The 24,783-nt window shown below is 63.5% G+C and carries 22 protein-coding genes and 4 pseudogenes; 5 read left to right on the top strand and 21 right to left on the bottom strand.

Translation table 11 applies throughout. The annotated features are described in order from the left end of the window. Positions 1-6 precede the first annotated feature (6 nt). The 8 genes and pseudogenes from EOA78_RS06885 to EOA78_RS06850 all read right to left on the bottom strand — a co-directional run bounded on the left by EOA78_RS06885 (position 7) and on the right by EOA78_RS06850 (position 8,091). The gene (locus EOA78_RS06885; protein ID WP_127314467.1) at positions 7-735 is read right to left on the bottom strand and encodes an ABC transporter ATP-binding protein; all 729 of its coding nucleotides are present in this window, start codon (positions 733-735) and stop codon (positions 7-9) included. Next, positions 735-1,898 carry an ABC transporter ATP-binding protein gene (locus EOA78_RS06880; RefSeq protein ID WP_127314466.1) on the bottom strand — a complete coding sequence of 388 codons (1,164 nt, stop codon included), beginning with the start codon at positions 1,896-1,898 and terminating at the stop codon, positions 735-737. Before EOA78_RS06880 ends, EOA78_RS06885 begins: the two co-directional genes overlap by 1 nt. Next, a pseudogene (gene livM, locus EOA78_RS06875) lies at positions 1,898-3,007 on the bottom strand (high-affinity branched-chain amino acid ABC transporter permease LivM); the annotation flags it as partial. The pseudogene livM and the gene EOA78_RS06880, both read right to left, overlap by 1 nt. A gap of 159 nt (positions 3,008-3,166) precedes the next feature. Further along, positions 3,167-3,448 (bottom strand): annotated as a pseudogene (locus tag EOA78_RS37910) (DUF3382 domain-containing protein); the annotation flags it as partial. 49 nt (positions 3,449-3,497) lie between these two features. Beyond that, positions 3,498-4,400 (bottom strand): branched-chain amino acid ABC transporter permease, encoded by a 903-nt coding sequence (locus tag EOA78_RS06870; protein WP_127211179.1) that lies wholly within the window; start codon positions 4,398-4,400, stop codon positions 3,498-3,500. A gap of 336 nt (positions 4,401-4,736) precedes the next feature. Next, a complete protein-coding gene (locus EOA78_RS06865) occupies positions 4,737-5,738 on the bottom strand; it encodes a 4-hydroxyproline epimerase (protein WP_127314464.1) in 1,002 nt (333 codons plus the stop codon). Positions 5,739-5,750: 12 nt separating this feature from the next. Further along, a complete protein-coding gene (locus EOA78_RS06860) occupies positions 5,751-7,001 on the bottom strand; it encodes an FAD-binding oxidoreductase (RefSeq protein ID WP_127314463.1) in 1,251 nt (416 codons plus the stop codon). Between the two features lie 196 nt (positions 7,002-7,197). Then, positions 7,198-8,091 carry a dihydrodipicolinate synthase family protein gene (locus tag EOA78_RS06850; RefSeq protein WP_127314462.1) on the bottom strand — a complete coding sequence of 298 codons (894 nt, stop codon included), beginning with the start codon at positions 8,089-8,091 and terminating at the stop codon, positions 7,198-7,200. Positions 8,092-8,196: 105 nt separating this feature from the next. Here EOA78_RS06850 and EOA78_RS06845 point away from each other — a divergent pair, with 105 nt between their 5' ends. Continuing rightward, positions 8,197-8,853, top strand: a complete 657-nt coding sequence (locus EOA78_RS06845; RefSeq protein ID WP_127314461.1) for a GntR family transcriptional regulator — start codon at positions 8,197-8,199, stop codon at positions 8,851-8,853. Position 8,854: 1 nt separating this feature from the next. Next, positions 8,855-8,956 (top strand): annotated as a pseudogene (locus tag EOA78_RS36935) (short-chain dehydrogenase); the annotation flags it as partial. Between the two features lie 71 nt (positions 8,957-9,027). Here EOA78_RS36935 and EOA78_RS06835 read toward each other — a convergent pair. Further along, positions 9,028-9,342, bottom strand: a complete 315-nt coding sequence (locus tag EOA78_RS06835; RefSeq protein WP_127314460.1) for a hypothetical protein — start codon at positions 9,340-9,342, stop codon at positions 9,028-9,030. A gap of 138 nt (positions 9,343-9,480) precedes the next feature. Here EOA78_RS06835 and EOA78_RS37705 point away from each other — a divergent pair, with 138 nt between their 5' ends. Next, positions 9,481-9,612, top strand: a complete 132-nt coding sequence (locus tag EOA78_RS37705; RefSeq protein ID WP_281034034.1) for a hypothetical protein — start codon at positions 9,481-9,483, stop codon at positions 9,610-9,612. A 5-nt stretch (positions 9,613-9,617) separates the two neighbouring features. Here EOA78_RS37705 and EOA78_RS06830 read toward each other — a convergent pair whose 3' ends face one another. Together EOA78_RS06830 and EOA78_RS06825 are read right to left on the bottom strand one after the other, a co-directional pair. Further along, positions 9,618-9,917 carry a hypothetical protein gene (locus EOA78_RS06830; RefSeq protein WP_127314459.1) on the bottom strand — a complete coding sequence of 100 codons (300 nt, stop codon included), beginning with the start codon at positions 9,915-9,917 and terminating at the stop codon, positions 9,618-9,620. An 814-nt stretch (positions 9,918-10,731) separates the two neighbouring features. Beyond that, positions 10,732-12,228 carry a CoA-acylating methylmalonate-semialdehyde dehydrogenase gene (locus EOA78_RS06825; RefSeq protein WP_127314458.1) on the bottom strand — a complete coding sequence of 499 codons (1,497 nt, stop codon included), beginning with the start codon at positions 12,226-12,228 and terminating at the stop codon, positions 10,732-10,734. Positions 12,229-12,600: 372 nt separating this feature from the next. Here EOA78_RS06825 and EOA78_RS06815 point away from each other — a divergent pair, with 372 nt between their 5' ends. After that, positions 12,601-13,482 (top strand): LysR family transcriptional regulator, encoded by an 882-nt coding sequence (locus EOA78_RS06815; protein WP_127314457.1) that lies wholly within the window; start codon positions 12,601-12,603, stop codon positions 13,480-13,482. A gap of 97 nt (positions 13,483-13,579) precedes the next feature. On the opposite strand, the gene EOA78_RS06810 is transcribed toward EOA78_RS06815, so the two are convergent. The 8 genes from EOA78_RS06810 to rsfS all read right to left on the bottom strand — a co-directional run bounded on the left by EOA78_RS06810 (position 13,580) and on the right by rsfS (position 21,839). Further along, complete coding sequence (locus EOA78_RS06810) at positions 13,580-14,836, bottom strand: D-amino acid dehydrogenase (RefSeq protein ID WP_127314456.1); 1,257 nt, start codon at positions 14,834-14,836, stop codon at positions 13,580-13,582. A gap of 157 nt (positions 14,837-14,993) precedes the next feature. Next, positions 14,994-16,145, bottom strand: coding sequence for an alanine racemase (alr, locus tag EOA78_RS06805; protein WP_127314455.1), 1,152 nt, complete (start codon positions 16,143-16,145; stop codon positions 14,994-14,996). Between the two features lie 89 nt (positions 16,146-16,234). Further along, positions 16,235-16,756 carry an RNA pyrophosphohydrolase gene (locus tag EOA78_RS06800; protein ID WP_127314454.1) on the bottom strand — a complete coding sequence of 174 codons (522 nt, stop codon included), beginning with the start codon at positions 16,754-16,756 and terminating at the stop codon, positions 16,235-16,237. A gap of 2 nt (positions 16,757-16,758) precedes the next feature. Further along, positions 16,759-17,943, bottom strand: a complete 1,185-nt coding sequence (locus EOA78_RS06795; protein ID WP_127314453.1) for a divergent polysaccharide deacetylase family protein — start codon at positions 17,941-17,943, stop codon at positions 16,759-16,761. Between the two features lie 131 nt (positions 17,944-18,074). Continuing rightward, complete coding sequence (locus EOA78_RS06790; RefSeq protein ID WP_127314452.1) at positions 18,075-19,400, bottom strand: S41 family peptidase; 1,326 nt, start codon at positions 19,398-19,400, stop codon at positions 18,075-18,077. A 1-nt stretch (position 19,401) separates the two neighbouring features. Further along, positions 19,402-20,748, bottom strand: coding sequence for a murein hydrolase activator EnvC (locus tag EOA78_RS06785; RefSeq protein WP_127314451.1), 1,347 nt, complete (start codon positions 20,746-20,748; stop codon positions 19,402-19,404). A 149-nt stretch (positions 20,749-20,897) separates the two neighbouring features. Continuing rightward, positions 20,898-21,380, bottom strand: a complete 483-nt coding sequence (gene rlmH, locus EOA78_RS06780) for a 23S rRNA (pseudouridine(1915)-N(3))-methyltransferase RlmH (protein WP_127314450.1) — start codon at positions 21,378-21,380, stop codon at positions 20,898-20,900. Positions 21,381-21,461: 81 nt separating this feature from the next. Next, on the bottom strand, positions 21,462-21,839 hold the full coding sequence (rsfS, locus tag EOA78_RS06775; RefSeq protein ID WP_023800052.1) for a ribosome silencing factor: 378 nt from the start codon (positions 21,837-21,839) through the stop codon (positions 21,462-21,464). Positions 21,840-22,079: 240 nt separating this feature from the next. Here rsfS and EOA78_RS06770 point away from each other — a divergent pair, with 240 nt between their 5' ends. Then, positions 22,080-22,934 carry a mechanosensitive ion channel family protein gene (locus EOA78_RS06770; RefSeq protein ID WP_127314449.1) on the top strand — a complete coding sequence of 285 codons (855 nt, stop codon included), beginning with the start codon at positions 22,080-22,082 and terminating at the stop codon, positions 22,932-22,934. Positions 22,935-23,058: 124 nt separating this feature from the next. On the opposite strand, the gene EOA78_RS06765 is transcribed toward EOA78_RS06770, so the two are convergent. Both EOA78_RS06765 and EOA78_RS06760 read right to left on the bottom strand, forming a co-directional pair. Next, positions 23,059-24,354 (bottom strand): MFS transporter, encoded by a 1,296-nt coding sequence (locus tag EOA78_RS06765; protein WP_127314448.1) that lies wholly within the window; start codon positions 24,352-24,354, stop codon positions 23,059-23,061. A gap of 89 nt (positions 24,355-24,443) precedes the next feature. Beyond that, positions 24,444-24,783, bottom strand: a pseudogene (locus EOA78_RS06760) (nicotinic acid mononucleotide adenylyltransferase); the annotation flags it as partial.

Genomic DNA, 24,783 nt, shown 5'->3' with positions numbered 1-24,783 from the left:
CTGAACTCAGTGATGGCCGCCTTCGAGATAGGCGGCGCGCACGTCCGGATCGGCGAGCAGCTCCTTGCCGGTGCCGCTCATCGTCACATTGCCGTTGACCATGACATAGCCGCGCGTGGCGAGTTTCAGCGCGCCGAAGGCGTTCTGCTCGACCAGAAACACGGTCAGCCCCTGCGTGCGGTTCAACTCGCGGATGGCGTCGAAGATCTGCTTGACGACCAGCGGCGCCAGGCCTAGCGACGGCTCGTCGAGCAAGAGCAGCTTCGGCCGCGCCATCAGCGCACGTCCGATTGACAGCATCTGCTGCTCGCCGCCCGACAGCGTGCCGCCGCGTTGGGCAATGCGTTCCTTCAGGCGCGGAAACAGCGTGAACACCTTCTCGACATCCTCGTCGTAATGCTGGAGGTTATCGAGGCTGGCGCCCATCTGCAGGTTTTCCATCACCGTCATGCGCGGGAAGATGCGCCGTCCCTCCGGCGACTGGGCGATGCGCATGCGCGCGATCTCATGGGTCGGCAATTTGGTGATGTCGGTGCCGGCGAAGGTGATGGTGCCCGCCCGCGCCCGTGGAGCACCAAAAATGGTCATCATCAGCGTCGACTTGCCGGCGCCGTTGGCGCCGATCAGCGCCACGATCTCGCCCTGCTTGACGGTGACATCGACGCCGTTCAGCGCCCTGATGTTGCCGTAGTACGTCTGGACGCCCTTGATATCGAGCAGCGTCGTGCCGGCCATTATTTACGCCCTCCGCGCCGTTTGGAGACGCCTGGTGTATTCGGCTTTACCGGAGCCTTGGTGGCCGGCTTTGCCGCTGAGGATTTCGCCGCAGAGGGTTGCTTGGCTGCCGCCGGGGAGGCTGCCTTGCTTGCCGCGGCGCTCGACTTTGCGTCGACCTGCCCGGCTTTCGAGGCGCCCTTCGACACCGTGACCCGTTCGCCCTCGCTGTGGCCGACCGTGTCGGTCACAGGTCCGGCGAGATACGAAGATGATGTGCCCGGGCCGTGCGCCGAATCCGGGCCCGTGTCCAGTTGCTCGATGACGTCTTCGTCGCCGACCTCGGTCAGCACCGTCTCGACGTCCTCGTCTTCGACCCCGAGATAGGCGGCAATGACACGCGGGTCGGTGCGTACCGCATGCGGACTGCCATCCGAGATCTTGCGCCCGTATTCGAGCACCACGACATGGTCGGAAATCTGCATGACCACCGCCATGTCGTGCTCGATCAGCAGGATCGAGGTGCCGGTGTTGTCCTTGATATCCATCAGAAGCGCGTTGAGCGCCATTGATTCCTTCGGATTGAGTCCGGCCGCCGGTTCGTCGAGGCAGAGCAGCTCCGGACCCGTGCACATCGCCCGCGCGATCTCCAGGCGCCGTTGCGCGCCGTAGGGCAGGTCGCCGGCCGGATCGTCGGCTCGGTCAATGAGGTTGGCCTTTTCCAGCCAGTGCCTGGCCAGGTCGATCGACTCGGCCGACGCCTTCCGGTAGCCGCTGAAGCCGAACAGGCCGAGGATGGTGTAGCCGGATGCCTTCATCAGCTTGTTGTGCTGCGCCACCAGAAGGTTCTCCAGCAGCGTCATACCCGAGAACAGACGAATGTTCTGGAAGGTGCGCGCCACCTTGGCGCGCGCCGGAATCTCGTGGTTCGGCAGGCGTTCGAGCAAGAAGCTCGAGCCGTCGCGCCGGCTGAGCGTGATCATGCCTTCCGACGGCTTATAGAAGCCGGTGATGCAGTTGAACACGGTGGTCTTGCCGGCACCGTTCGGCCCGATCAGCGCGGTGATCTCGCCGCGCCTGGCCTGGAAGGACAGGTCGCCGATGGCGACCAGACCGCCAAACTTCATCGACAGATGCTCGACCTGCAGGATGGCATCGTTCATGGATGGGCTCGCATCGCTCATCAGCCGTGGCCCTCCTTGGTGAAGGAGCCGGATACGGCCCTGCGCTCCTTGAGGAAGGCAGTCGGTTCACGGCTGCCGACGAAACCGCGCGGCTTCCAAACCATGACAATGACCATGGCTATGCCGAATAGCAGCATGCGGTAGAGTTCCGGAGTGAAATCTGGACCGAAGACCTGCTTCAGGAAATCGAGTTCGCGCAGCGCCTCGGTGCCGCCGATCATCACCATGGCGGCGACGGCAATGCCGACCAGCGAACCCATGCCGCCGAGCACGACGATGGCGAGGATGATGGCCGATTCCAGGAAGATGAAGGATTCGGGGCTGACGAAACCTTGCCGCGCGGCGAAGAACGAGCCGGCGAAGCCGCCGAACATGGCGCCGGTGGCAAAGGCGGTGAGCTTGGTGGTGGTGGTGTTGATGCCGAGCGAGCGGCAGGCGATCTCGTCCTCGCGCAGCGCTTCCCAGGCGCGACCGACGGGCATGCGCCTAAGCCTTATGGTGACGAAGGCGGTCAGCAGGCAGAGCCCCAGGATCAGGTAGTAGAGGAAGATCTTGTAGTAGGCGCTCGACGTCGCGATGTCGAAAACCTTGGCGATATAGTTCGGATCCGAGACATTGAACGTCATCAGGCCGAAAAAGGTGACCTTGGGGATGCCGGAGATACCGGCTGAGCCGTTGGTAACCTCACGCCAATTGATCAGCACGAGACGAATGATCTCGCCGAAGGCCAGCGTCACGATCGCCAGATAGTCGCCACGCAGGCGTAGCACCGGAAAACCCAGCAGCACGCCCCAGAAGGCAGCCATGGCGCCGGCGGCAGGCAGCAGGATCCAGAACGACAGGCCGTATTGCGTGCCGAGAAGCGCATAGGCATAGGCACCGACGGCGTAGAAGGCGACATAACCAAGGTCGAGCAGGCCGGCGAGGCCAACGACGATGTTCAACCCCCAGGCCAACATCACGTAGATCAGGATCTGGATGCCGAAATTGTCGACCCATTTCAGAGAACCCTGGAACCCGGCGGCCACCGATCCTCCGTACAAAGCAAGCACCAGCACGACAATGACCGGGTAGAGCGCCAGTGCGGTTATGCCCAGCGCCGAAAAATGGGCATGGATGAAGGTTCGGAAATAAAACAGCACAGAGGCGAGGGCGTAGATGATCGCCAGCGCCCTCAGGAACCGTGCATAACCGGCCAGACCGGGTCCCAGCAATCCGTCAAGGGAGCCGGCAAGGAAAACCAGCACGGCCACTGTGGCGATGGCAGCGATGAAATAGGGCAGGCGGAAGAACCGCGTCGCCATGCTCTCCGGCAGCAGGCCGGTGGCGACGTCGACGATCTGCTGATTTGCCAGGAAGGGCTGTCCGTAGGCGACGTAGAGAAAACGCCCGGCCATGGTCAGTACAACCACGACGGCAAGAAGCCACCAGCGCTGTACAAGGATCAGCTCGTTGGAGATGTTCTGGTCGGTCTTCAGGCCGATGAACAGCACGAACAGACCGAGCGCGATGGCGCCGGCATAGAGCGCTTCGCGGGTGGCGCGCTGCATGGGGGTGGCGACGATGTCGCGCTCCGGAGATGCGGTGACCGCCATTGTCTCAGACCTTTTCGACTTCTGGCCGGCCGAGAATGCCGGAAGGCAGGAAGATCAGCACGATCGCCAGGATGGAGAAGGCAGCGACGTCCTTGTAATCGATCGAGAAATAAGCCGACCACATGCTTTCGATGAAGCCGATCATCAGCCCGCCGAGCACGGCGCCGGGCAACGAGCCGATGCCGCCGAGCACCGCGGCAGTAAATGCCTTCACACCGGGCGTAAAGCCATCGGAAAACACCACCACACCGTAATACATCAAGAACAACGTGCCCGCGACGGCGGCAAGGCCGGCGCCCATGATGAAGGTGATCGAGATGGTGCGATCGACGTCGATGCCGAGCAGTGCGGCCATCTTGCGGTCCTGCTCGCACGCCCTTTGGGCTCGACCCAGCGAGGTCTTGTTGACCAGGTACCAGAACAGCGCCAGCAGGACTATGGTGACCAGGACGATGATGATCTGCTTCAGCGACACGCTGATGCCTTCGATGTTGTAGACCTTGGACACCATCGGCGGGACCGGCTTGTTGCGCGGCCCTTGCGTCACCTGGACGAAATTGGACAGCGCAATCGACATGCCGATCGCGGTGATCAGCGGCGCCAGCCGGAACGAACCGCGCAAAGGCCGGTAGGCCACCTTCTCGATCGTCCAATTGTACATGCTGGTCAACAGCATTGCGACGATCATCATGACCAGGAGCGCGATCACCAACGGTACCGAATAGAACAACGCGCCGAGGATAAGGAAAACGATGAGGGCGGCGAAAGCGCCGATCATGAAGATGTCGCCATGGGCGAAATTGATCATGCCGATGATGCCGTACACCATCGTATAGCCGATCGCTATCAGTCCATAGATCGATCCCAGCGTCAGCCCATTGATAAGCTGCTGGACAAAATACTGCATGCTGTCGCGGCTCCCCTGGAATGTCGCCCATGCAGACGCATTCCTTTTCGTATTTCCCCTAGTCGTAAAGTTTCGAGCCCGGATTGCAACGTCATTTTTTAATCGGCATGCGTGATTTTGAAGCACGCAATCGGATTGCCCGTTCTTCCCTTCCCGGCCTCTGGACTATCGCGGACCCTATCATTGGCATAACGCAATGTCTTTGGCGATTCGTCGTCAAAATGCACGCCGTTTCGAAGGAATCGCCGTCAAAATAAGTTGATGAGCGGGATCGTTGCGCCGCGTGAGCGATCGATCTTTGCGTTCCCTTTCATTTCCCCTGCGTCAGGATACTCTCTAATTGACGACGAATCCGTGCGCGAACGGATCGCGATCGTCGATGAAGATCGTGTTCAATCCGGTGATGCGCGCCCAGCCGCCGATTGAGGGAATGATCGCCGGCTTATCCGCCACCGTGACTTCCTTCTCGACCCTGCCTTTGAACAGCGAGCCGATAATCGATTCGTGGACGAAATCGTCGCCAGTCCTAAGCTTGCCCTTGGCGTGAAGCTGCGCCATCCGCGCCGAGGTGCCGGTGCCGCAAGGCGAGCGGTCGATCGCCTTGTCGCCGTAGAAGACGGCGTTGCGCGCATCCGCCTGGCCGTCGGTCGGCGCACCCGTCCACAGCATATGCGAAAGCCGGTCGATGCCGGGATTCTCGGGATGCACGAAGGCGTACTTCTCGTTGAGCCGCTGCCGCACTACCGGGCTCCAGGCGATGAGGTCGCCGGCTGAATGGTCGGCCATGTCGCGATAGTTCTTCTGCGGCTCGACGATGGCGTAGAAATTGCCGCCATAGGCGACGTCGACGATAATCTCGCCGAGCTGCGGACATTCCACCGTCAGTCCCTCGGCATGGAGGAAGGACGGCACGTTGGTGATTCGCACCTCCTCGATATATTCGCCGACCTGTTTGTATTCAGCGGTGACCAGGCCAGCCGGTGTGTCCAGCCTGAGCAAACCCGGCGTCTTCGGCTTGATCAGCCCGTGCTCGATGGCCATCGTCACCGTGCCGATGGTGCCATGACCGCACATTGGCAGACACCCCGAGGTTTCGATGAACAGGATGGCGATGTCACAATCGGGCCGCGTCGGCGGATAGAGGATCGAGCCGGACATCACGTCATGGCCGCGCGGCTCGAACATCAGCCCGGTGCGGATCCAGTCATATTCGGCCAGGAAATGCGCGCGCCGCTCCATCATCGTCGCGCCCTGGAGCAGCGGTCCGCCGCCGGCGACCAGCCGCACCGGATTGCCGCAGGTGTGACCGTCGATGCAGAAGAAGGAGTGGCGCGCCATGTCTAGATCCCGTCAGAAGCGGTTCGGGGAAAACGGAGAAAGATCAAACACCGGATTTTGGCCGAGAATGAGATCGCGGACCAGGCGCCCGGTAGCAGCGGCCTGGGTCAGGCCGAGATGGCCGTGGCCGAAGGCATAGACTATCGTGCCGGGATGCCTGGCGCCACCGATCACCGGCAGCGAATCCGGCAGAGACGGCCGAAACCCCATCCATTCGCGGCCGCCGGCCGGGTCAAGCCCCGGCAGGAATTTTTGTGCCTTGTCGAGCAGCGCTTTCGAGCGGGCGTAGTTGGGCGGCCGCTCGATCCCGCCGAGCTCGACCGCGCCGCCGACGCGCACACCGGTTTCGAGCGGGGTGATGACGAAGCCGTGGCCGGAGAAGATCAGTTGCCGCTTCACGTCGAAGGCGGTTTTCGGCAGGGTCGTGTTGTAGCCGCGCTCGGTTTCGAGCGGGATGCGGTCGCCGATATGTTTCGCCAGGAGATGCGACCACGCGCCGGCGGCGATGACGAGGCATTTTGCTTGCCGCACCCTACCGTCGGCCAGCGTCAACGTCGCGCCATCCTGCCCCGCTCCGACATGGTCGATCCGAGCCTTTTCGAAACGCGCGCCGTTCTTCTCAGCAAAGGTCCAGATCGCCTTGCCCAATAATTTCGGATCCCTAACGGTCTTCCATCCCGGCACGAAAGTGCCCTTGACGAAACGCGGCGACAGGCCCGGCTGCAACGCAGCGAGAGCATCGCCCTCGACATGGCTGAAGCCGATGCCGAACTGTTGCCTGGCCGTCCAGCCGGGCAGCGACGCCTTGAACTCGGCCTCGCTCTCGTAAAGTTCGAGCGAGCCGTCCTCGCGCAGCATGTTTGTTGTGCCCGAGCGCGCCATCAGCCCGGCCCATTCGGCCTCGGCGAGCCGCATTATGCCTGCCTGCGCCGCGAGGCTGGCCTCGTAGCGGTCGCTTTGTCCGGCGCGCCAAAAGCGGACAAGCCACGGCAACAGCTTCGGCAGGTAGGAAGGCGGGATGCTGAGCGGGCCGAGCGGATCGGCAAGCCATTTCGGCAGATGCCTGATCATGCCCTTGTGGGCCAGCGGCAGCACATCGGAAAAGGCCAGGGCTGCGGCATTGCCGGAACTCGTCTCCTCGCAAATACCCGTCCGATCGAAGATCGTGACGTTTCGCCCTGCCTCGGCCAGATAGGCGGCGACACAGATGCCGATGATGCCGCCGCCGATAATGGCGATGTCGAGCGTCGCATCGCTATTCATGGCTGCGCGCCGCGCTGCATGGCTCGGCCTCCGCCTCGCTCCGCACCTTTGGAGCCAGCCTCCTCATCCGGCCCTTCGGCCTGCCTTCTCCCCGTCGGAGAGAAGAGGCTGACGCCAACGCTTGCGACCTCTTCTCCCCTCGGGGAGAAGGTGGCCGCGAAGCGGCCGGATGAGGGGGTCGGCGACATTGCCACCCTTAGAATTGTGGCAGCACGGGCCGCACCGCCAGCGCATCCCTGACGATCTTTTCGACGGTCTCTCGGCGCTCGCCCGACAGCGGCTGGCGCGGCATGCGCACGCGGTCGTTGGTGTTGATCGCCAGGACTTCGGCGAGCTTGATGTTCTGCACCAGATAGGTCGACACGTCGAGGTCGAGCAGCGGCCGGAACCAGCGGTAGATTTTTAGCGCCTCCTCGCGGCGGCCCTGTTTCATCAACTGATAGATCGCGACCGTCTCGCGGGGGAACGCGGTGACCAGTCCCGCCACCCAGCCGATGGCACCCACCGACAGCGCCTCGAATGCAAGATTGTCGACGCCGGTGAACAGGTCGTAACGGTCGCCGAAGCGGTTGATGATTTCGGTCGAGCGGCGGATGTCGTCGGAGGATTCCTTGATGGCGACGAAACGCTTGTCGTTCGCCAGTTCCTCCATCTGACCGACGGTGACGTCGACGCGATAGGCAAGCCGGTTCGAATAGATCATTACCGGCAGGTCGCCGGCCTCGGCGACAGCGCGGAGTGCCGCGACCGTCTCCTCCGCATTGGTGTGGTAGATCGGGCTCGGCACCACCATCAGCCCGTTAGCGCCCTCCTTGGCGGCGCGGCGCGCGATCGCCGCCGCCTCGCGCGTGCCGGGTTCGTTGACCGTCAGCAGAACCGGCTTATTGCCGGCGATCTTCTGCGCGGTCTTCAGCACGTCGATCTTCTCGTCATGCGAGAGCATCGGCCCCTCGCCGAGCGAGCCGCAGACGATGATGCCGTCGCAGCCAGCCTCCATCTGGAGCGCAAAGCAGCGCTCCATTTCGGCGTGATCGAGGCGGTCGTCCTCGGTGAATTTGGTCGTGACGGCGGGGAAAACTCCAGTCCACATGGCGGTCGCTCCATCTGATATATCAGTCGTATATTTATGAAGAAACGTACTGTCAACACGGATTTTGCTATGATATATCAAAAATATATCAGGAGTTCGCCTTTGATGTTCAATGAAACAAGCCCGGCGTTCGAGCCAGTGGCGGCGAAAGCCTACCGGGTGCTCGAGCACATGATCGTAACGCTCGAACTGGCGCCTTCAAGCTTCATCACCGAGGGCGCCGTGATCGACAGGCTGGGCCTTGGCCGCACGCCGGTGCGCGAGGCGATCCAGCGACTGGCGTGGGAGGGACTGCTGGATGTCCGGCCCCGTGCCGGTATCGCCATTGCCCCGCTCCATCCCGGCGACTGGTTGCGCGTTCTCGATGCACGGCGTGGCATCGAGGTGGTTCTTGCCCGTTCGGCCGCCCGCTTCGTCACCCGTGAGGCCGCCGACCTGTTTCACGATGCCGCGCTTGCCATGCAGAACGCAGTGATATCGGGCAATGTGCTCGCCTTCATTCAGGCTGACAAGGCACTCGACGAGGCGCTGGCGCTGGCTGCCGACAACCCCTTCGCTGCGCGGTTGGCTGCTCCCCTGCAAACCCACAGCCGCCGCTTCTGGTTCCGCTACAAGGCCGATACCGGCCTTGCCGAATCGGCCGAGCACCACGTCGCGCTGATCCGCTCGATCCTCGACGGCGACGAAGACGCCGCCGCCAAGGATGCCAAGCGCCTGATGGCGCTGCTGCGCGGCCATGCCGAGGCGGCTGCTACGCGCTAGGCAAGAGATCGCAAAGCCAGCCGCCTTCCTTGTTTCGGATCGTGCTTCTGCAATCCACGGCGCCGAATACGTCATCAACGGCGGCACTATACCGACGGTCTGATGCCGAAAAGAGAGAACAAAAGTTCCACAAAGCGCCTAGCGGCGGCCAGGCGTTGAGCATCGCCCAATCCGTCATGCGTCCTGGTCGGGCGGGATCAGCACGTTTTCCCAATGTTCGCCGGCCGCGACGATGCAGCTTCTGCCGGCGACATCGGTGACGATGATCGTCCAGCTTCCGGTCTCGGCGACATAGACCTCCATAATCGCCATTTGACCGATCAGCCCGAAAGCAAACTGTCTTTCCTGGAACTGCTCGCTCAGGTGGGCGACGAGATCGCCATGTTCAACGCAGTACTGATACTGGGCGCTTGCGGCGTTCGTACCCACCGACAATGCGCCAGCAAGAACCAGGGCTTTCACCCAACCCAACAGCGATTTGCGTGCCATAGGGCACCTCCTTTGCCATCACGTCCGGCAAAGGGAGACGCCTCATTTTGCCGGAACGATCCAGGCCGGTTCCGACGTCATCATCATTGCGTCGTTCCTTTCCGTGTTCCGGTCTGTCATCAGCGGGGACGATTCCAGATGTTCCCACTATGTTCGATATATGGCACCGGCACCGAAAAAGCGCAAGCAGGCGCCCGCTGGGGCGCCTGTGGACCGTTCAAGATCGTCGCCGAGAATCGCGGCCATGCCGAGGCGGCTGTCACGCGCTAAGCGGCTCAGGTGCCTGGCAGTGCGGCTGTCGTCACCGCGCTCTCCCAGCCTTCACCCACCGAAACCACGCAGCTTTGACCGCGTGTGTCACTGGCGAGGATGGTCCAGGTGCCTTTATCGGAAACGAAGACTTCAACAATCACATTCGGATTGACAACGCCGAGCGCGGTCGGATTTTCCCGGAACTTCTCGCCGAGCGCCTTGATCATGTCGGCTCGTGGCGCGCATTGTTGGGCCGCTGTTGCCGAGACGGCGGAAAACGCGGCAGCCGCCGCGCAAAGTATCGACACCATAAGACGCGTCATCTGACACCTCCTTGCGCCGACCGATGCCCCCGCAGCTGCCGCCAGCGCGGTTGGTTGATCTGCCGCGCCTTCTTCGCGGCAGGATTGCAGATTAAGGTTTCTGCCGCCCGCCTGGTTCCATCACATTAGCGTTCACGCAGATGCGGGCCGCGACCGGTCAACAAAAAGGCCCGGTCGCTGGCCAGGCCTTTTCGGTCAATCTTAGATCTGGCCCGGAACCGTCCGGCCAATTCATTGTCGGGATGACGAATTCGGCCCCGTCTTTGACGCCTGCCCGCGCGCCCGCAGCCGAAGGCGAGGACGCGCAAGCAAGCAACCGTCCGGCTAGTTCATTGTCGGGATGACGAATTCGGCCCCGTCCTTGACGCCTGCCCGCGCGCCCGCAGCCGAAGGCGAGGACGCGCAAGCAAGCAACCGTCCGGCTAGTTCATTGTCGGGATGACGAATTCGGCCCCATCCTTGACGCCGGACCGCGCGCCCGCAGCCGAAGGCGAGGACGCGCAAGCAAGCAACCGTCCGGCTAGTTCATTGTCGGGATGACGAATTCGGCCCCGTCCTTGACGCCTGCCCGCGCGCCCGCAGCCGAAGGCGAGGACGCGCAAGCAAGCAACCGTCCGGCTAGTTGTTGTCGGGATGACGAATTCGGCCCCATCCTTGACGCCTGCCCGCGCGCCCGCAGCCGAAGGCGAGGACGCGCAAGCAAGCAACCGTCCGGCTAGTTCATTGTCGGGATGACGAATTCGGCCCCGTCCTTGACGCCTTGCCCGCGCGCCCGCAGCCGAAGGCGAGGACGCGCAAGCAAGCAACCGTCCGGCTAGTTCATTGTCGGGATGACGAATTCGGCCCCATCCTTGACGCCGGACGGCCAGCGCGAGGTCACCGTCTTGGTCTTGGTGTAGAAACGGAACGCGTCCGGTCCGTGCTGGTTGAGGTCGCCGAAGGAAGACGCTTTCCAGCCGCCGAACGTATAATAGGCGATCGGCACCGGGATCGGCACGTTGATACCGACCATGCCGACCTGGACTCGCGAGGCGAAGTCGCGGGCGGCATCGCCGTCGCGGGTGAAGATGGCGACGCCGTTGCCCATTTCGTGGTCGTTGGCGAGCTTGATCGCGTTCTCGTAAGTCGGCGCGCGCACTACGGAGAGCACCGGCCCAAAGATCTCTTCCTTGTAGATGCGCATGTCGGCGGTCACGTTGTCGAACAGGCAGCCGCCCATATAGTAGCCGTTCTCGTAGCCCTGCATGGAAAAGCCGCGGCCGTCGACGACCAACTTGGCGCCTTCCCTGACGCCGATATCGACATAGCCCTTGACCCGCTCCAGCGCCTGCGCCGTCACCAGCGGGCCGAAATCGGCGGACGAATCCGTCGACGGGCCGACCTTCAGGCTTTCGACGCGCGGCACCAGCTTTTCCATCAGCCGGTTGGCGGTATCGTGGCCGACCGGGACGGCCACCGAGATCGCCATGCAGCGCTCGCCGGCCGAGCCGTAGCCGGCACCGATCAGCGCGTCGACGGTCTGGTCCATGTCGGCGTCGGGCATGATGATCATGTGGTTCTTAGCGCCGCCGAAGCACTGCACGCGCTTGCCGGCCGCGCAGCCGCGCGAATAGATGTACTGGGCGATCGGCGTCGAGCCGACAAAGCCGATGGCCTTGATGTCGGGATCGTCGAGGATGGCGTCGACCACGTCCTTGTCGCCGTTGACGACATTGAGGATGCCCGCCGGCAGGCCGGCCTCGATGAACAGCTCGGCGATGCGCATCGGCACGCCGGGGTCGCGCTCCGAAGGCTTCAGGATGAAGGCGTTGCCGCAAGCAATAGCCGGCGCGATCTTCCATAACGGGATCATCGCCGGAAAATTGAACGGCGTGATGCCGGCAACGACGCCGAGCGGCTGGCGCATCGAATAGACGTCGATGCCGGGGCCGGCGCCGTCGGTGAACTCGCCCTTCAGCATGTGCGGTGCGCCGATGCAGACCTCGACCACTTCCAGGCCGCGCTGGATGTCGCCCTTGGCGTCGGCGATGGTCTTGCCGTGTTCGCGCGCCAGAATGTCGGCCAACGCATCATACTCCCGTGCGACCAGTTCGAGAAACTTCATCAAGACGCGCACGCGCCGCTGCGGATTGGTCGCCGCCCAGCCGGGCTGCGCCGCCTTGGCGTTTTCCACAGCCGCGCGCAGTTCAGCCTGCGAAGCCAGCGCCACCGTGCCGCGCACCGTGCCGTCCATCGGCTGCATGACGTCCTGCTTGCGGCCGCTGGTCCCAGCGACACGCTCGCCGCCGATAAAATGACCGTATTCGATCATGGTATCTCTCCCTGTATTTGTGATGCAGCATTGTCCGCCTTTGCGCGGACGATGGCAACGCGAGCGAAAACGCAACCGTTGTGCGGTAAATAGATAGCGGTTGACTGAGGAGCATCAATTCCCGCAAATTATAGTGCCACCCTCAAGGAATGACAGGTTGAGTTCCTTCGCGCCCCCCTCTGTCCTGCCGGACATCTCCCCCACGAGTGGGGAGATTGGCTGTCATCCCGGCTTTCGCCAACCCGCAACGCTGCAAGGAAGTCGCCGCCGGAGCGGCCGGCCGATCTCCCCCCAAATGGGGGAGAATATCCGGCAGGACAGAGGGGGGCGCCTTGGAGCGCTGCCGTAATCGTCGTCATACGGATCATCCTTATGAACTGGGATGACGTCCGCATCTTTCTTGCGGTGGCGCGTGCCGGCCAGATCCTCGGCGCGGCCAAGCGGCTGGAGCTCAACCACGCCACCGTCTCGCGCCGCGTCGCCGCACTCGAGGATGCGCTGCGCGCAAAACTTTTTCGTCGGCTGACCACCGGCAGCGAGCTGACGCCGGCTGGCGAGCGCTTTCTCGACATCGCCGAGCGCATGGAAGGCGACATGATCGCCGCGCGCTCGATCGTGGCGGGCGAAGGCGACGATGTTTCGGGCACGGTGCGCATCGGCGCGCCTGATGGTTTCGGCGTCGCCTTCCTGGCCAAACGCCTCGGCGCACTGACGGCGCTTCACCGCGAACTCACCATCCAGCTGGTGCCGGTGCCGCGTTCCTTCTCGCTGTCCAGGCGCGAAGCCGACATCGCCATCACCGTGGAGCGGCCGACCGAAGGCAGGCTGGTGGCGGGGAAGCTGGTCGATTACACGCTCGGCCTGTTCGCTTCCCGCGCCTATACCGAAACGCATGGCCTGCCCCAGACGCCCGCCGAGCTCGGCCGGCACACGCTGATCGGCTATGTGCCGGACCTCATCGTCAGCCCCTCGCTCGACTATGCGGCCGAGTTCAGCGCCGACTGGCGCACGAGCTTCGCCATCTCCTCGGCACTCGGCCAGGCCGAAGCGGTGCGCTCCGGCGCCGGCATCGGCATTCTGCACACTTTCGTCGCCCGTTCGATGCCGGAACTGGTGGCTGTCGACATTGTCGCGCCCATCCGCCGCGCCTACTGGCTGGTCTATCACGAATCGGTCAGGCCGCTGCGCCGCGTCCAGATCGTCGCGAGCTTCATCACCAAGGCGGTGGAACGGGAGCGAGGCCTGTTCGTCTGATGATATTCATCTGACGCGGCGAAGTGTGTTGAAGCTTGATCCAAGTCGCGGGGCAAGTTCCTCACCGCGCTCAAATGCGTGAAGGACCCTTCCGATCCTACCGCTGGTATCGCTCCGGTCCGAGGTCACGGACATTGATGTCCGGCACCCGGCTCGAAATGATGTCGGCCAGGACCTTGGCCGAGCCGCAGGCCATAGTCCAGCCGAGCGTGCCATGGCCGGTGTTGAGATAGAGATTGGAGAACTCGGTGCGGCCGATCAGCGGCGGCCCGTCCGGCGTCATCGGCCGCAACCCGCACCAGAAGGTCGCCGACTTCATATCGCCGCTGCCCGGAAAAAGGTCGCCAAGCGAATGTTCGAGCGTGCGCCGCCGCGATTCATGCAGCGTCAGGTCGAAGCCGGAAATCTCCGCCGTGCCACCGACCCGGATGCGGTCGCCGAGCCTGGTGATCGCCACCTTGTAGGTCTCGTCCATCACCGTCGACACCGGTGCTGCGGCAGCATCCTTGATCGGCACAGTGATCGAATAGCCCTTGACCGGATAGACCGGGACGGGTCGTTTCAGCGTGCGCATGAACTTGGCCGAATAGCTGCCCATCGCCATCACATAGGCGTCGGCAGCCTTCCAACCTTTGCTCGTATTGAGGTTGGCGATACGGTTGCGCTTCTTGACGACGCGCCGTATCTCCGTGTCGTATTCGAAGGTGACGCCACGCGCCACGCAGAGCTCGGCCAGACGGTCGGTGAACATCTTGCAGTCACCGGTTTCGTCGCCCGGCAGTCGCAGGCCTCCGGCGAATTTTTCACGCACCCCTGCCAGCCCCGGCTCGGCTGCGATGCAGCCGTCGGGATCGAGAATCTCGTAGGGAACGCCATATGTCTTCAGCACTTCGACATCGCCGGCAGTGCCGTCGAGCTGCTGTTGCGTGCGGAAAAGCTGCAGAGTTCCCTTGGCGCGCTCGTCATAGGCGATGCCGCTCGCCTCGCGCAACGCTTTCAGCGTGTCGCGGCTGTATTCGGCCAAAGGCACCATCCGCGCCTTGTTCACCGCATAGCGCTCAGCCGTGCAGTTGCGCAGCATCCTGACCAGCCATACCCACATATGCGGATCGAGGGTCGGCCGCACCACCAGCGGACCATGCTTCATCAGCAGCCATTTGATCGCCTTCAGCGGGACGCCGGGACCGGCCCAGGGCGAGGCGTAGCCGGGCGAAATCTCGCCGGCATTGGCAAAGCTGGTTTCCAGCGCCGGACCCTTCTGGCGGTCGATCACCGTCACTTCATGGCCGGCCTCGGCCAGGTAATAAGCGGTGGTGACCCCGATGACGCCGCCGCCCAGCACGAAGATCTTCATCGCATAGTTCTCCAGAACGACGTCTTGTCAGGGATTTTGGGGGCGGGGCATCGTGGCCATCTGTCTGCCGGATTTTACGGCGTCCGCCAAGTGCCCAAGCATGTCGCCCAGAAGTACGCAGCGGTTTTGGGACAACGAGATGCGTAAAGCCCGCGCGCTATCCATTCACATAGCGCCGGTGAAAACGGTGTCCGAGGCTGGTCAAGATTTCATAGCCGATGGTGCCGGCATGGCAGGCCGCCTGATCCACCGTCTGCGACGGTCCGATCAGTTCGACGAGGTCACCCGCCTTCAGCCTGTCGGGCGGCAGGGCCGAAATGTCGAGAACGATCGAATCCATCGATACACGGCCCAGGAACGGCAAACGCACATTTTCGAACCAGGCGGCGGAAGCCGCGCGACGATGCCAGCCATCGGCATAGCCAAGCGAAATCGTTGCGGCGACCAGCGAATCGGTCACGTGAAAAATATGGCCATAGCCGACGCCGGCTCCCCTATCGAGGCTGCGCGTCTGTATGACCTTTGCCTGAAGCCGCACCACCGGCAGCATCGGATTTTCCTCGGCTGGCGTCGGATTGATGCCGTAGAGCGCCGCACCGGGCCGGGCGAGGTCGTAGTGAAAGGCCGGCCCAAGAAAGATGCCGGAGGAATTGGCCAGCGAGGCCGGCACCGGTGGCAGCATCCTGCGCAGCCGCTCGAATTCCAGACGCTGCTGCTCGTTGGCCGGATGCTCGGGCTCGTCGGCGCGAGCGAGATGGCTCATGACGAAGGTGGCGTTGATGCCGTCGAAAGCCCGCGGATCGGCAGTGACGGCCTCCACCTCGGCTGCCGCCATGCCGAGCCGCGACATGCCGCTGTCGACCTGGATTGCAGCCTTGAGCTTCCGGCCGGCCCGCTGCGCCGCCGAGCGCCAGGCGGCGAGTTGGCCGGCGCTGTTGATGACCACGCCCAGCTCCGCTTCGACGGCTTCGCTTTCAGCGCCCGGCTGAATACCGTTCAGCACATAGATCGCCGGCCGTGCGCCGAGCGCCTGGCGCAGCAAGACACCCTCGGCCAGATGCGCGACGAAAAAAGTAGCGCAGCCCTCGGCCGCCAGCGCCGCCGCCACTTGGGCCCCGCCGAGCCCGTAGCCGTCGGCCTTGACGACACCCGCGCAGCCAACATCGCCTAAACGCGCCTTGAGCCGCCGGTAATTTTCGCGGATGGCGCCGAGATCGACGGTCAATATGGCGCCGGCCGCCGCTTCGCTGATCGGCGCGGCTTTGACGGCGACCCTTTCAGGAAGAGATTTTTTGGAAGCGCCGTTCATGCCAACCCCGTCTGCAGCGGATTGGCAATCAATAAGGCCACCGCGCTGACGCGGCAACCGTGGTCGGCGCGAGCGCGGCTTGCGCCAAGCTACGCAACCAGATGCCGGAACGCCGCAACCACATCCTCATAGACCTGACGCTTGAACGGCACGATCAGGTCGGGCAATTCCTCCATTGGCCGCCAATCCCATTTGTCGAACTCGGCTGTGTGGCCGCCCGGCGGCGGATTGATCTCAATCTCGCTCACGTCGCCGTGAAAGCGGAAGGCGAACCATTTTTGCGTCTGGCCGCGATATTTCCCCTTGAAGGCGATGCCGACCAGATGGGCCGGCAGATCGTAATAGATCCAGTTCGGCGCCTCATCCAGCAACGAGACGCTGCGCATGCCGGTTTCTTCGTAGAGTTCCCGCTGCGCCGCCTGCAGCGGCTCTTCGCCCTTGTCGATGCCGCCCTGCGGCATCTGCCAGAGCTGCGTTGTGCCGGCGAATTCGCTGTCCGGCTCGGCAATGCGATGCCCGACCCAGACCAGCCCGTCGCCGTTGAGGATCATCAGTCCGACACAGCGACGATAAGGCAGCGTCTCGGGATCGGCCGGTTTATTCTTCGTCATGCTCAACCTTTTTCCGGATCCACCGCCACTGCCGAAATCGGCACGATCTCGATGCCGCGCTTCTTGGCCTCGCTCACCCAGGCCGACACGGTGTCGACCGTCAGGTCGAAGGCCGAGCCGATGCCGACGGCAAAGCCTTTCGCCCGCGCGGTGGCTTCCAGTTCGTCCAGCTTCTTCAAAATGGCGCCGCGGTCCCGCACCGCGTCGATCGACGTGTCGCCGGCAACGAACGGCACGCCGTTTTTCAACGCCAGGTCGGGTGCCAGGCTACGCGCCGACGAACCGTCGTCGACATAGGCCAGGCCGCGCCTGCCGAGCTCTGCCATCAGCGGCCCCATCGCCGCCGCATCGGCCGAAAAACGTGCGCCCATATAGTTCATGACGCCGGTGTAGTTGGTCGTCCGCGACAGCGCCCAGCGCAAATTCTTCAAATTCTCGTCCGCCGTCGCCGCGACAGTCAGCGTGTTGCGGCCGGGATTGACGTTCGGATAGTCGAACGGTTCGAGCGGCACCTGCATGACGATCTCATGGCCGCTCTGCCGCGCCGCCTGCATCCATCGGCCGATGCTGTTGCCCTGCGCCGCGAAGCCCAGGGTCACTTCGGCCGGCAGCTTTGCGATGGCCGCCTGCGTGCCGGTCTGCGACACGGCAAGCCCGCCGATGACAATCGCCACGCGCGCACCGCGTGAACCGGACCACGGCCGCGCATAGACATCGAACGGCCGCCTGCCGTCAGCGGCACGAACCGGCAATGGGCCGGTTCCGCCGGCCTCGACCAGCGCCCTGTCGGGAATATGCGCGATCCTCAGGTTTTGGCCGATCGTCGAAGGGTCGCGAATGACAATGGCCGCCCTGGGCGGACCATCGCCCGCTTCGGTCGGCAGGTGGATGATCTGCGGCCCGCCTGTCTTGGACCCGCTCGTCTTGGATGCTGCTTCCGCCTTAAATGCCGGCTCAGTGGTCGGCGCTGCGGATTCGACCACTGCTGTCGTCTTCGGCGTCGAAACGGCGACTTCTTGCGGCTTTCGAAACGGCCTTTCGCGCAGCGCAATCGCGCCGGAGACGCCGATTACGGCCAGCACCAGGAGCGTGGCCGCGACCACACCCGCGCTGATCCTGCGGGGCGCGCGCGTCGGCCGCACGGCCTGCCCGAGTGGGCGTTCGATGTCGTTGCCGATGTCAGCCAAGCCGCATCCCCAGCCGCGGTTCCCCCGAATCAAACTGCCGAGGCCTTGCGGCCCCGGCAGCATTACATCGCTTCGATCAGGCAGCCAGACCTGTTGTCCGGCTGATCGATCTTTACAGGTTCGGCACGGCCCTACTGGTTCAGCACGGCCTTGTCCGGATTCGGCGGGAACGCCGGATCGGTCTTCTCGCCGCGCAGCAACTGCTGGGCAAAGATGAGCTGCAGGTCGTCCTTCGGCTCCGGCGGCACATAGGCTGCCGAGCCCGAACCGGCATCGCCCTCATCGCTGCCCTTGATGTGGCCCTTGAGGTCCGACTCGCCGCGCGTCAAATCCCTGCCCTGCAGGTCCGGCGGCAACGGCTGGTCGACCTTGATGTCGGGCGTGATACCCTTGCCCTGGATCGACTTGCCGGACGGCGTGTAATAGAGCGCCGTCGTCAGGCGCAGCGCGCCGTTCTCGCCGAGCGGGACGATGGTCTGCACCGAACCCTTGCCGAAGGACTGCGTGCCGACCACCGTGGCGCGGCGCAGATCCTGCAGCGCGCCGGCGACGATTTCGGACGCACTGGCCGAGCCGCCATTGACGAGCACGACCAGCGGCTTGCCGTCGATGTCGTCGCCCGGCCGCGCGTCGAAGCGGGTGACGTCCTTCGGATCGCGGCCGCGCGTCGAGACGATCTCGCCACGGGTGAGGAAGGCGTCGGACACGCTCACCGCCTGGTCGAGCAACCCGCCCGGATTGAGGCGCAGATCGAGCACGTAGCCCTTGAGCTTTTCGTCCGGCACCTGCTTCTTGATGGTGTCGATGGCGTTCTCGAGGTCGTCATGGGTCTTTTCAGTGAAGGAGGTGATCTTCATGTAGCCGATGTCGTTCTCGACCCGAAACTTGACCGCCTTGACCTTGATGATGTCGCGCACCACCGTCAGCTCGATCGGCTTGTCGGCGCCCTGGCGCAGGATGGTGAGCTTGATCGGCGTGTTGACCAGCCCGCGCATCTTCTCGACCGCGTCGTTGAGGCTCAGGCCGCGAACCTCCTCGCCGTCGATCTTGGCAATATAGTCGCCGGCAAGCACGCCCGCTTTGGCGGCCGGCGTATCGTCGATCGGCGTGATCACCTTGACCAGGTCGTTCTCCATGGTGACCTCGATGCCGAGGCCGCCGAACTCGCCCTTGGTCTGCACGCGCATATCCTGCGCCTCTTCGGCGTTCATATACGAGGAGTGCGGGTCGAGCGAGGTAAGCATGCCGTTGATGGCGTTTTCGACCAGCGACTTGTCGTCGGGCGGCGTCACATACTGCGCCCGCACCCGCTCGAAGATGTCACCGAAGATCGCCAGCTGCTTATAGGTCTCGGAGCCCGCAGCGTTCGCCGTCGAGCCGGGGGCGCCATAGACCAGGCTCATCGCGGATGCGCCCATCAGCGCACCGGCAAACAGAAGCGAAAGTTTCCGCATCATCTCACGTCCTTCCAGAGAAACGGTCCGCCCACCATGGGGTCGGATCGACGGGTTTTCCATCCTTCCGGAACTCAACATAGAGCTCCGGCGTGGCATTTCCATTCTTCGATGCCGAGGTGCTCGCCACCCGGGCCTCTCCCATCGCGCCGACCGGCTCTCCTGCGAGCACCGACTGGCCAGACGCGACGCTGATTCTGCTCATCCCCGCGAGAACGACATGATAGCCGTCACCCGCGTTCAGGATCAAGAGTTGACCATAGGAGCGAAAAGGTCCCGCATAAAGCACATTTCCGTCCGCTGGCGCGGTGACGATGGCTCCCGATTGTGTCGCAACCATGTCACCGAGCATCACTGCGCCGTTACCGTCGCTGGCCCCGAACCGCCGCTTGATCTTGCCGGTGACGGGCAGCGCGATCTGCCCCTGAAGCGCCGAAAACGGTGCAGCGGCGGTGAGCCGGTTGGCTTCCGGGACCGGCAGGGCCGCCAGTTCCGTCTGTGCCGGAGCCGTCTGTGCCGGAGCCTTGTCGGCGTCCGCGGCCTTCCGCTCGGCTGCCTTCGCCGCGTCCGCCGCCTTGCGGGCCTTGTCGGCCTCTAGCGAGGCGATCAGTTCCTTCAGGCTGCCGGCCTTGGCCGCCAGTGCTGCGGATCGCTGTTTTTCCGCGGCCAGTGCCGTTTGCGTCTCGGCCTCGAGCTTCTGCTTGGCTTCGAGCAGCATGCCGAGCCGCTTCTTTTCCGCCGTCTGTTCGCCGACTGCCGCCGTCAGCCGCGCCCGCTCTGCCTCGATCGATGCGGTCACCCGCGACTGCTCCTTGAGGTCCGCCAGCAATATCTCGGTCTGCTGGCGCAGTTCCGGCACCACGGCGCCGAGCAGGATGGCGCTGCGCACCGACGACAGCGCGTCCTCCGGCTTGACCAGGATGGCCGGCGGCGGATTGAGCCCCATGCGCTGCAGCGCAGCCAGCACCTCGGCCAGAACGTCGCGTCTAGCAGCCAGCGAGGCGCGGATTTTCTGCTCCTCGCCCTTCAGCCCTTCCAGCTTGGCACCGATGTCCTCGATGTCCTGGCCGAGCTTCTGCTCGGTCATCGCCGACTGGATCAGCGCCGCGGTGATCGAGGCATGGTCCTTCTTGACCGTCGCCATGTCGGCGGCGAGCTTGGCCAACCGCTCCGACGACAGCGTGATCTCCTTCGTCACCCGTTCGTATTCGGCACGGCTCTGGTCCGGATCAGGCGCCATGTCGAGCCTGTTCTCAGCCCGCGCGGCACTAAGCGACAGCATAAGCAGCGCCGCTGCCAAGCCGCAGCGTGCGCGCCAAAAGCCCGTTCGCGATTTCCAATCTTCAGACATTGAAGCCCGACTCTATGCGTGGCTTCGTTAACGAACCATCAACCATGTTTGAGAGCCCTGCCGACCGCAAACAGCCTCGTGACGCATTGAGGCGAAAATCCGGGCGGCTCACGCCAATCCACCGGTTTCGGGTTGCAACCTGCAAGGACTCACGAGCGATGGTAGGGATGACCCGAAAGAATAGTGGCGGCCCGGTAAAGCTGCTCGCCCAACATGACACGGACCAGTTGGTGCGGCCATGTCAGCGCGCCGAACGAAACCATCAGATCGGCCTGATCGCGCAGCGACTGGTCGTGACCGTCGGCACCGCCGATGGCGATGACGAGTGCCTTGCGGCCGCCATCACGCAACAGGCCGATGCGCCCGGCGAAATCCTCGGAGGAAAAGTTCTTGCCGCGCTCGTCGAGCAGCATCAGCGCGGTACCGGGCTGCAGCTGCGTCTGCAGCTTCTGCCCTTCTTCGCGGCGACGCTCGTTGGCGGTCTGGGCGCGGCCCTCCGCAATCTCGACGACCCCTGAGAATTCGAGCCCCACGGTCTGCCCGCTCTTGGCGAAGCGCTCGAAATACCTGTCGGCGAGCTGCTTCTCGGGGCCGGCTTTCATCCGGCCCACGGCGTGAACGGTGATTTTCATCCCTGCCTCGAAGAGCCGCTAATGCATGTCACCAAAAGTGGTCACCGGTTTTGGGAACGACATGCATCAATCAAATACGGCTCAGTGAAGGGTCTCTTCCTCGAGGTCCGGCGCTTGCCACATCTTTTCGAGATTATAGAAGTCGCGGACTTCGGGACGGAAAACATGGACGATGATGTCGCCCGAATCGATCAGGACCCAGTCGGCGCCGGCCAGTCCCTCGACGCGCGCCGTGCCGAGCCCGGCATCCTTGAGCGCCTTGAGGAGATGATCGGCGACAGCCGAGACATGACGGTGCGATCGGCCGGACGCGATGACCATATAGTCACCGAGGCTCGATTTTCCCTGAATGTCGATTGAGACGATGTTTTCGGCCTTGGAGTCTTCCAGACTGGCAAGGACTGTCTTGATGGCGCGGGACACGGCGTCGTTTACGCTGATCCCGGCCGGCGAAGGCACGATGTCGGCCTTCTTCCACAGTGCTGTTCTCAGTGTATTTCCTTTCGCAGCAAGAACAACCAAATCACCCTTCAAAGCAGGTGACACCCCTTAGATAGGCAGAGTTGCGTTGCAGTTTCAAGACGGCAGCCCTGCTGCAGCCAACGAAGAACCGTTCTTCCGGTTCCGTAGTTGAAGAAAAAACGGAACTCTTGTCGCCTGGCATGGGTTATCGGCGCATTGACCAACCGGATCCCCCTCATGCCTATCGACCCTCAGAACGCTCTCCTCACCGTGCAGTCCGGCCTTGCGCAGCTCAGCGCGCTGGTCGTCTCGTACTCCTTCTCGGCCATCGGCGCCGTCATCCTGCTGATCCTCGGCTATACCGTCGCCGGCCTTGCCCAGCGCTCGATCTATGCCGGACTCGGCCATATCCATGGCTTCGACACGACGCTGCGCCACTTCTTCTCGAGGATCGTCCGTTACGCCATACTGATCCTCGTCGTCGTCATGGTGCTCGGCCAGTTCGGCGTCCAGACGACCTCGATCATTGCCGCCATTGGTGCCATCGGCCTGGCCATCGGCCTGGCGCTGCAGGGCACGCTGCAGAACATTGCCGCCGGCATCATGCTGCTGGCGTTGCGCCCATTCCGCATCGGAGAATATGTCGAGGTCGGCGCCATCGCCGGGACCATCGAGGAAATCGGCTTGTTCGCCACCACGTTGAGAACCGTCGACGGCGTCTACATCCTCGCCCCCAATTCGACGCTGTGGAACCAGCCTGTCCGCAACTATACACGCAACGGTGCCCGACGTAGCGACATCACGCTGACCATCGGCTCCTGGAACGACATCGATTTCGCTCAAAAGACCATGCTCGGCGTCGCCGCCGCCGACCGACGCGTCAGGCGGGAGCCGGCGCCGATTGCCTTTGTAGCGACCGTCGGCGACAGCAACGTCGCCATCACCTTGCGCTACTGGACTTCGGCTGCGGATTTCTTCGCCACCCAGATCGATCTCACCAAACGCGCCAAGCAGGCTTTCGACAGCGAAGGCGTTTCTATACCCGCGCCGCCACCGGAAGCGCCACGGCAGGAAGCCGCCACCAGACAGTGATATGATCAATTGCCGGCGTAGAGCGGTTCATCGTTTCACGGAAACGCCGAACCGTTCTATCTCTTTGTTTTTGCGCAATTCCGGACGGAAAACCGTTCACACTTTTCCTGGAATTGCTCCAGGTCTACTTGTCCGCGCGACGCTGTTCTTCGGATGGGAAAGCGAGGTCTACCGGCAGCGGTGCCTGCGCCGTCATCGGCGCGAAATTGCCGGTTTCGGCGGCGGGGACAGGTGACATCGCCACCACACGCCACAGCACGAACAGGCAAAAACCAGTGGCAATGACGATGGCCACATAGATGAAAGCCTGCGTCCCATAGACAGCGGCAAGCCCGGTCACGATGCCGGGCACGATGAAGCCGGACAGCGACCACGCAAACAGCAGTGAACTGGACAGCGCCACCATGTCGTCCTTGCCGGCGCGGTCGGCGGCATGTGCGCTGGCCAGCGAATAGATTGATTCCGACGCGCCGGCCCAGACCACATAGATCACGACCAGCGCCGCCAGCGCACCACCATCGAAGCCGAGGGCGAACAGGCCCGCCACCATGGCTAGCGCCGAAGCGGCGACCAGCACAAATCGCCGGTCGGTGCGGTCGGAAATCCATCCGAGCGGGATCTGCAGGATCAATGTGCCGACAGGCATCGCCGACAAAAGCAGTGCCACATTTGCCTGGCTGTAGCCCTTGGCCGTGGCATGGATCGGCGCGAAGCCCGAAATCGTCATCGACAGGCCGCCGACGGCAAGCATGCCGGCGACGCCCACCGGCGAAATCCGCCAGGCCCGGCCAAGCGCGACCGACGCCGCCTGCGGCGGCGGTGGCTGGGCGAGCCGCGTCAGCCCAACGGGGAGGATCGACAGCGCGGTGAAGACGATGCCGATCAAGGGCGCGTCCGCAGCCCTTATATCGATCAGCGCCAGTGTAGAATAACCGACGCCGAGCCCGGCGACATAGGCGACGTAGAAGAAGGCCATGACCCTGCCGCGTATCGCGTTGGCGACGACGTCGTTCAGCCAGCTTTGCGCGACGATGAACAGGCCGCATATGGCAAAGCCATAGAGCGAGCGTGCCGCGATCCACGACAGCGGGTGCGGCCCGGCCCCGACGGCGGCGTTCGACAACACGATCAACGCCGACAGCACCATGAACGCGCGAGCATGGCCGACGCGCCGCACCAGCGGACCGGTCAGGATGCAGCCTGCCAGGCCGCCGGCCGAAAGGCCGGTGACGATCAGCCCGGCCCAGGTCGGATCGAAGCCCTCGGCACCGAGCCGGACCGGGATATAGGCGAACATCAGTCCGTTGCCGACCGCAACCAGCGCCATCGACACGACGATGCTGGCAATAGCGATCGCCGGGGCCGGCGGGCTGCCCCGCGCCGGATCGCGTCGGGTCTGGCTTCGCTCTAGAATCGTCATGCCCGCAGGATCGCCGAGGGATCGGGGAAAAGCAGCCGTAAATGCGACATCAGCGGTTTTCCCTTCTCCCCTGTGGGAGAAGGTGACGCCTATTCCTTAGCCATCTTGCGGATCGCGGTCGACGACAGCGACGAGCGCGGGCCGTGGATGAAGGTCCAGGCCGGCGCCTTCATCCGGGCCAGCCGCGGCGCGTCGCCTTCGTCGACACGCGCGTAATCGAAGGTCTTGGCGACAACCGACGACAGGAACGACAGCGTCGCGCCAGGGCGATCGATCACCGCGATCGGAAACGTCATCACGATCTGGCGCCAGCGCTGCCAGCGATGGAAATCGCGAAGCGAATCGGCGCCCATGATCCAGACGAAGTCGACGCCCGGGTTGCGCGCCTTGACCAGGGCCAGCGTGTCGGCGGTGAAGCGGACATAATGG

Source organism: Mesorhizobium sp. M5C.F.Cr.IN.023.01.1.1 (assembly GCF_003997585.1).
Taxonomy (GTDB): domain Bacteria; phylum Pseudomonadota; class Alphaproteobacteria; order Rhizobiales; family Rhizobiaceae; genus Mesorhizobium; species Mesorhizobium wenxiniae.
Note: the sequence above shows the minus strand (reverse complement) of the source record. Positions and strands in the feature narration are given on the sequence as shown.

What these genes read in the sequence shown, in the direction of transcription:
- EOA78_RS06885 (WP_127314467.1), bottom strand. Translation starts at nt 735, where the DNA reads ATGGCCGGCACGACGCTGCTCGATATCAAGGGCGTCCAGACGTACTAC.
- EOA78_RS06880 (WP_127314466.1), bottom strand. Translation starts at nt 1,898, where the DNA reads ATGAGCGATGCGAGCCCATCCATGAACGATGCCATCCTGCAGGTCGAG.
- EOA78_RS06870 (WP_127211179.1), bottom strand. Translation starts at nt 4,400, where the DNA reads ATGCAGTATTTTGTCCAGCAGCTTATCAATGGGCTGACGCTGGGATCG.
- EOA78_RS06865 (WP_127314464.1), bottom strand. Translation starts at nt 5,738, where the DNA reads ATGGCGCGCCACTCCTTCTTCTGCATCGACGGTCACACCTGCGGCAAT.
- EOA78_RS06860 (WP_127314463.1), bottom strand. Translation starts at nt 7,001, where the DNA reads ATGAATAGCGATGCGACGCTCGACATCGCCATTATCGGCGGCGGCATC.
- EOA78_RS06850 (WP_127314462.1), bottom strand. Translation starts at nt 8,091, where the DNA reads ATGTGGACTGGAGTTTTCCCCGCCGTCACGACCAAATTCACCGAGGAC.
- EOA78_RS06845 (WP_127314461.1), top strand. Translation starts at nt 8,197, where the DNA reads ATGTTCAATGAAACAAGCCCGGCGTTCGAGCCAGTGGCGGCGAAAGCC.
- EOA78_RS06835 (WP_127314460.1), bottom strand. Translation starts at nt 9,342, where the DNA reads ATGGCACGCAAATCGCTGTTGGGTTGGGTGAAAGCCCTGGTTCTTGCT.
- EOA78_RS37705 (WP_281034034.1), top strand. Translation starts at nt 9,481, where the DNA reads ATGTTCCCACTATGTTCGATATATGGCACCGGCACCGAAAAAGCGCAA.
- EOA78_RS06830 (WP_127314459.1), bottom strand. Translation starts at nt 9,917, where the DNA reads ATGACGCGTCTTATGGTGTCGATACTTTGCGCGGCGGCTGCCGCGTTT.
- EOA78_RS06825 (WP_127314458.1), bottom strand. Translation starts at nt 12,228, where the DNA reads ATGATCGAATACGGTCATTTTATCGGCGGCGAGCGTGTCGCTGGGACC.
- EOA78_RS06815 (WP_127314457.1), top strand. Translation starts at nt 12,601, where the DNA reads ATGAACTGGGATGACGTCCGCATCTTTCTTGCGGTGGCGCGTGCCGGC.
- EOA78_RS06810 (WP_127314456.1), bottom strand. Translation starts at nt 14,836, where the DNA reads ATGAAGATCTTCGTGCTGGGCGGCGGCGTCATCGGGGTCACCACCGCT.
- alr (WP_127314455.1), bottom strand. Translation starts at nt 16,145, where the DNA reads ATGAACGGCGCTTCCAAAAAATCTCTTCCTGAAAGGGTCGCCGTCAAA.
- EOA78_RS06800 (WP_127314454.1), bottom strand. Translation starts at nt 16,756, where the DNA reads ATGACGAAGAATAAACCGGCCGATCCCGAGACGCTGCCTTATCGTCGC.
- EOA78_RS06790 (WP_127314452.1), bottom strand. Translation starts at nt 19,400, where the DNA reads ATGATGCGGAAACTTTCGCTTCTGTTTGCCGGTGCGCTGATGGGCGCA.
- EOA78_RS06785 (WP_127314451.1), bottom strand. Translation starts at nt 20,748, where the DNA reads ATGTCTGAAGATTGGAAATCGCGAACGGGCTTTTGGCGCGCACGCTGC.
- rlmH (WP_127314450.1), bottom strand. Translation starts at nt 21,380, where the DNA reads ATGAAAATCACCGTTCACGCCGTGGGCCGGATGAAAGCCGGCCCCGAG.
- EOA78_RS06770 (WP_127314449.1), top strand. Translation starts at nt 22,080, where the DNA reads ATGCCTATCGACCCTCAGAACGCTCTCCTCACCGTGCAGTCCGGCCTT.
- EOA78_RS06765 (WP_127314448.1), bottom strand. Translation starts at nt 24,354, where the DNA reads ATGACGATTCTAGAGCGAAGCCAGACCCGACGCGATCCGGCGCGGGGC.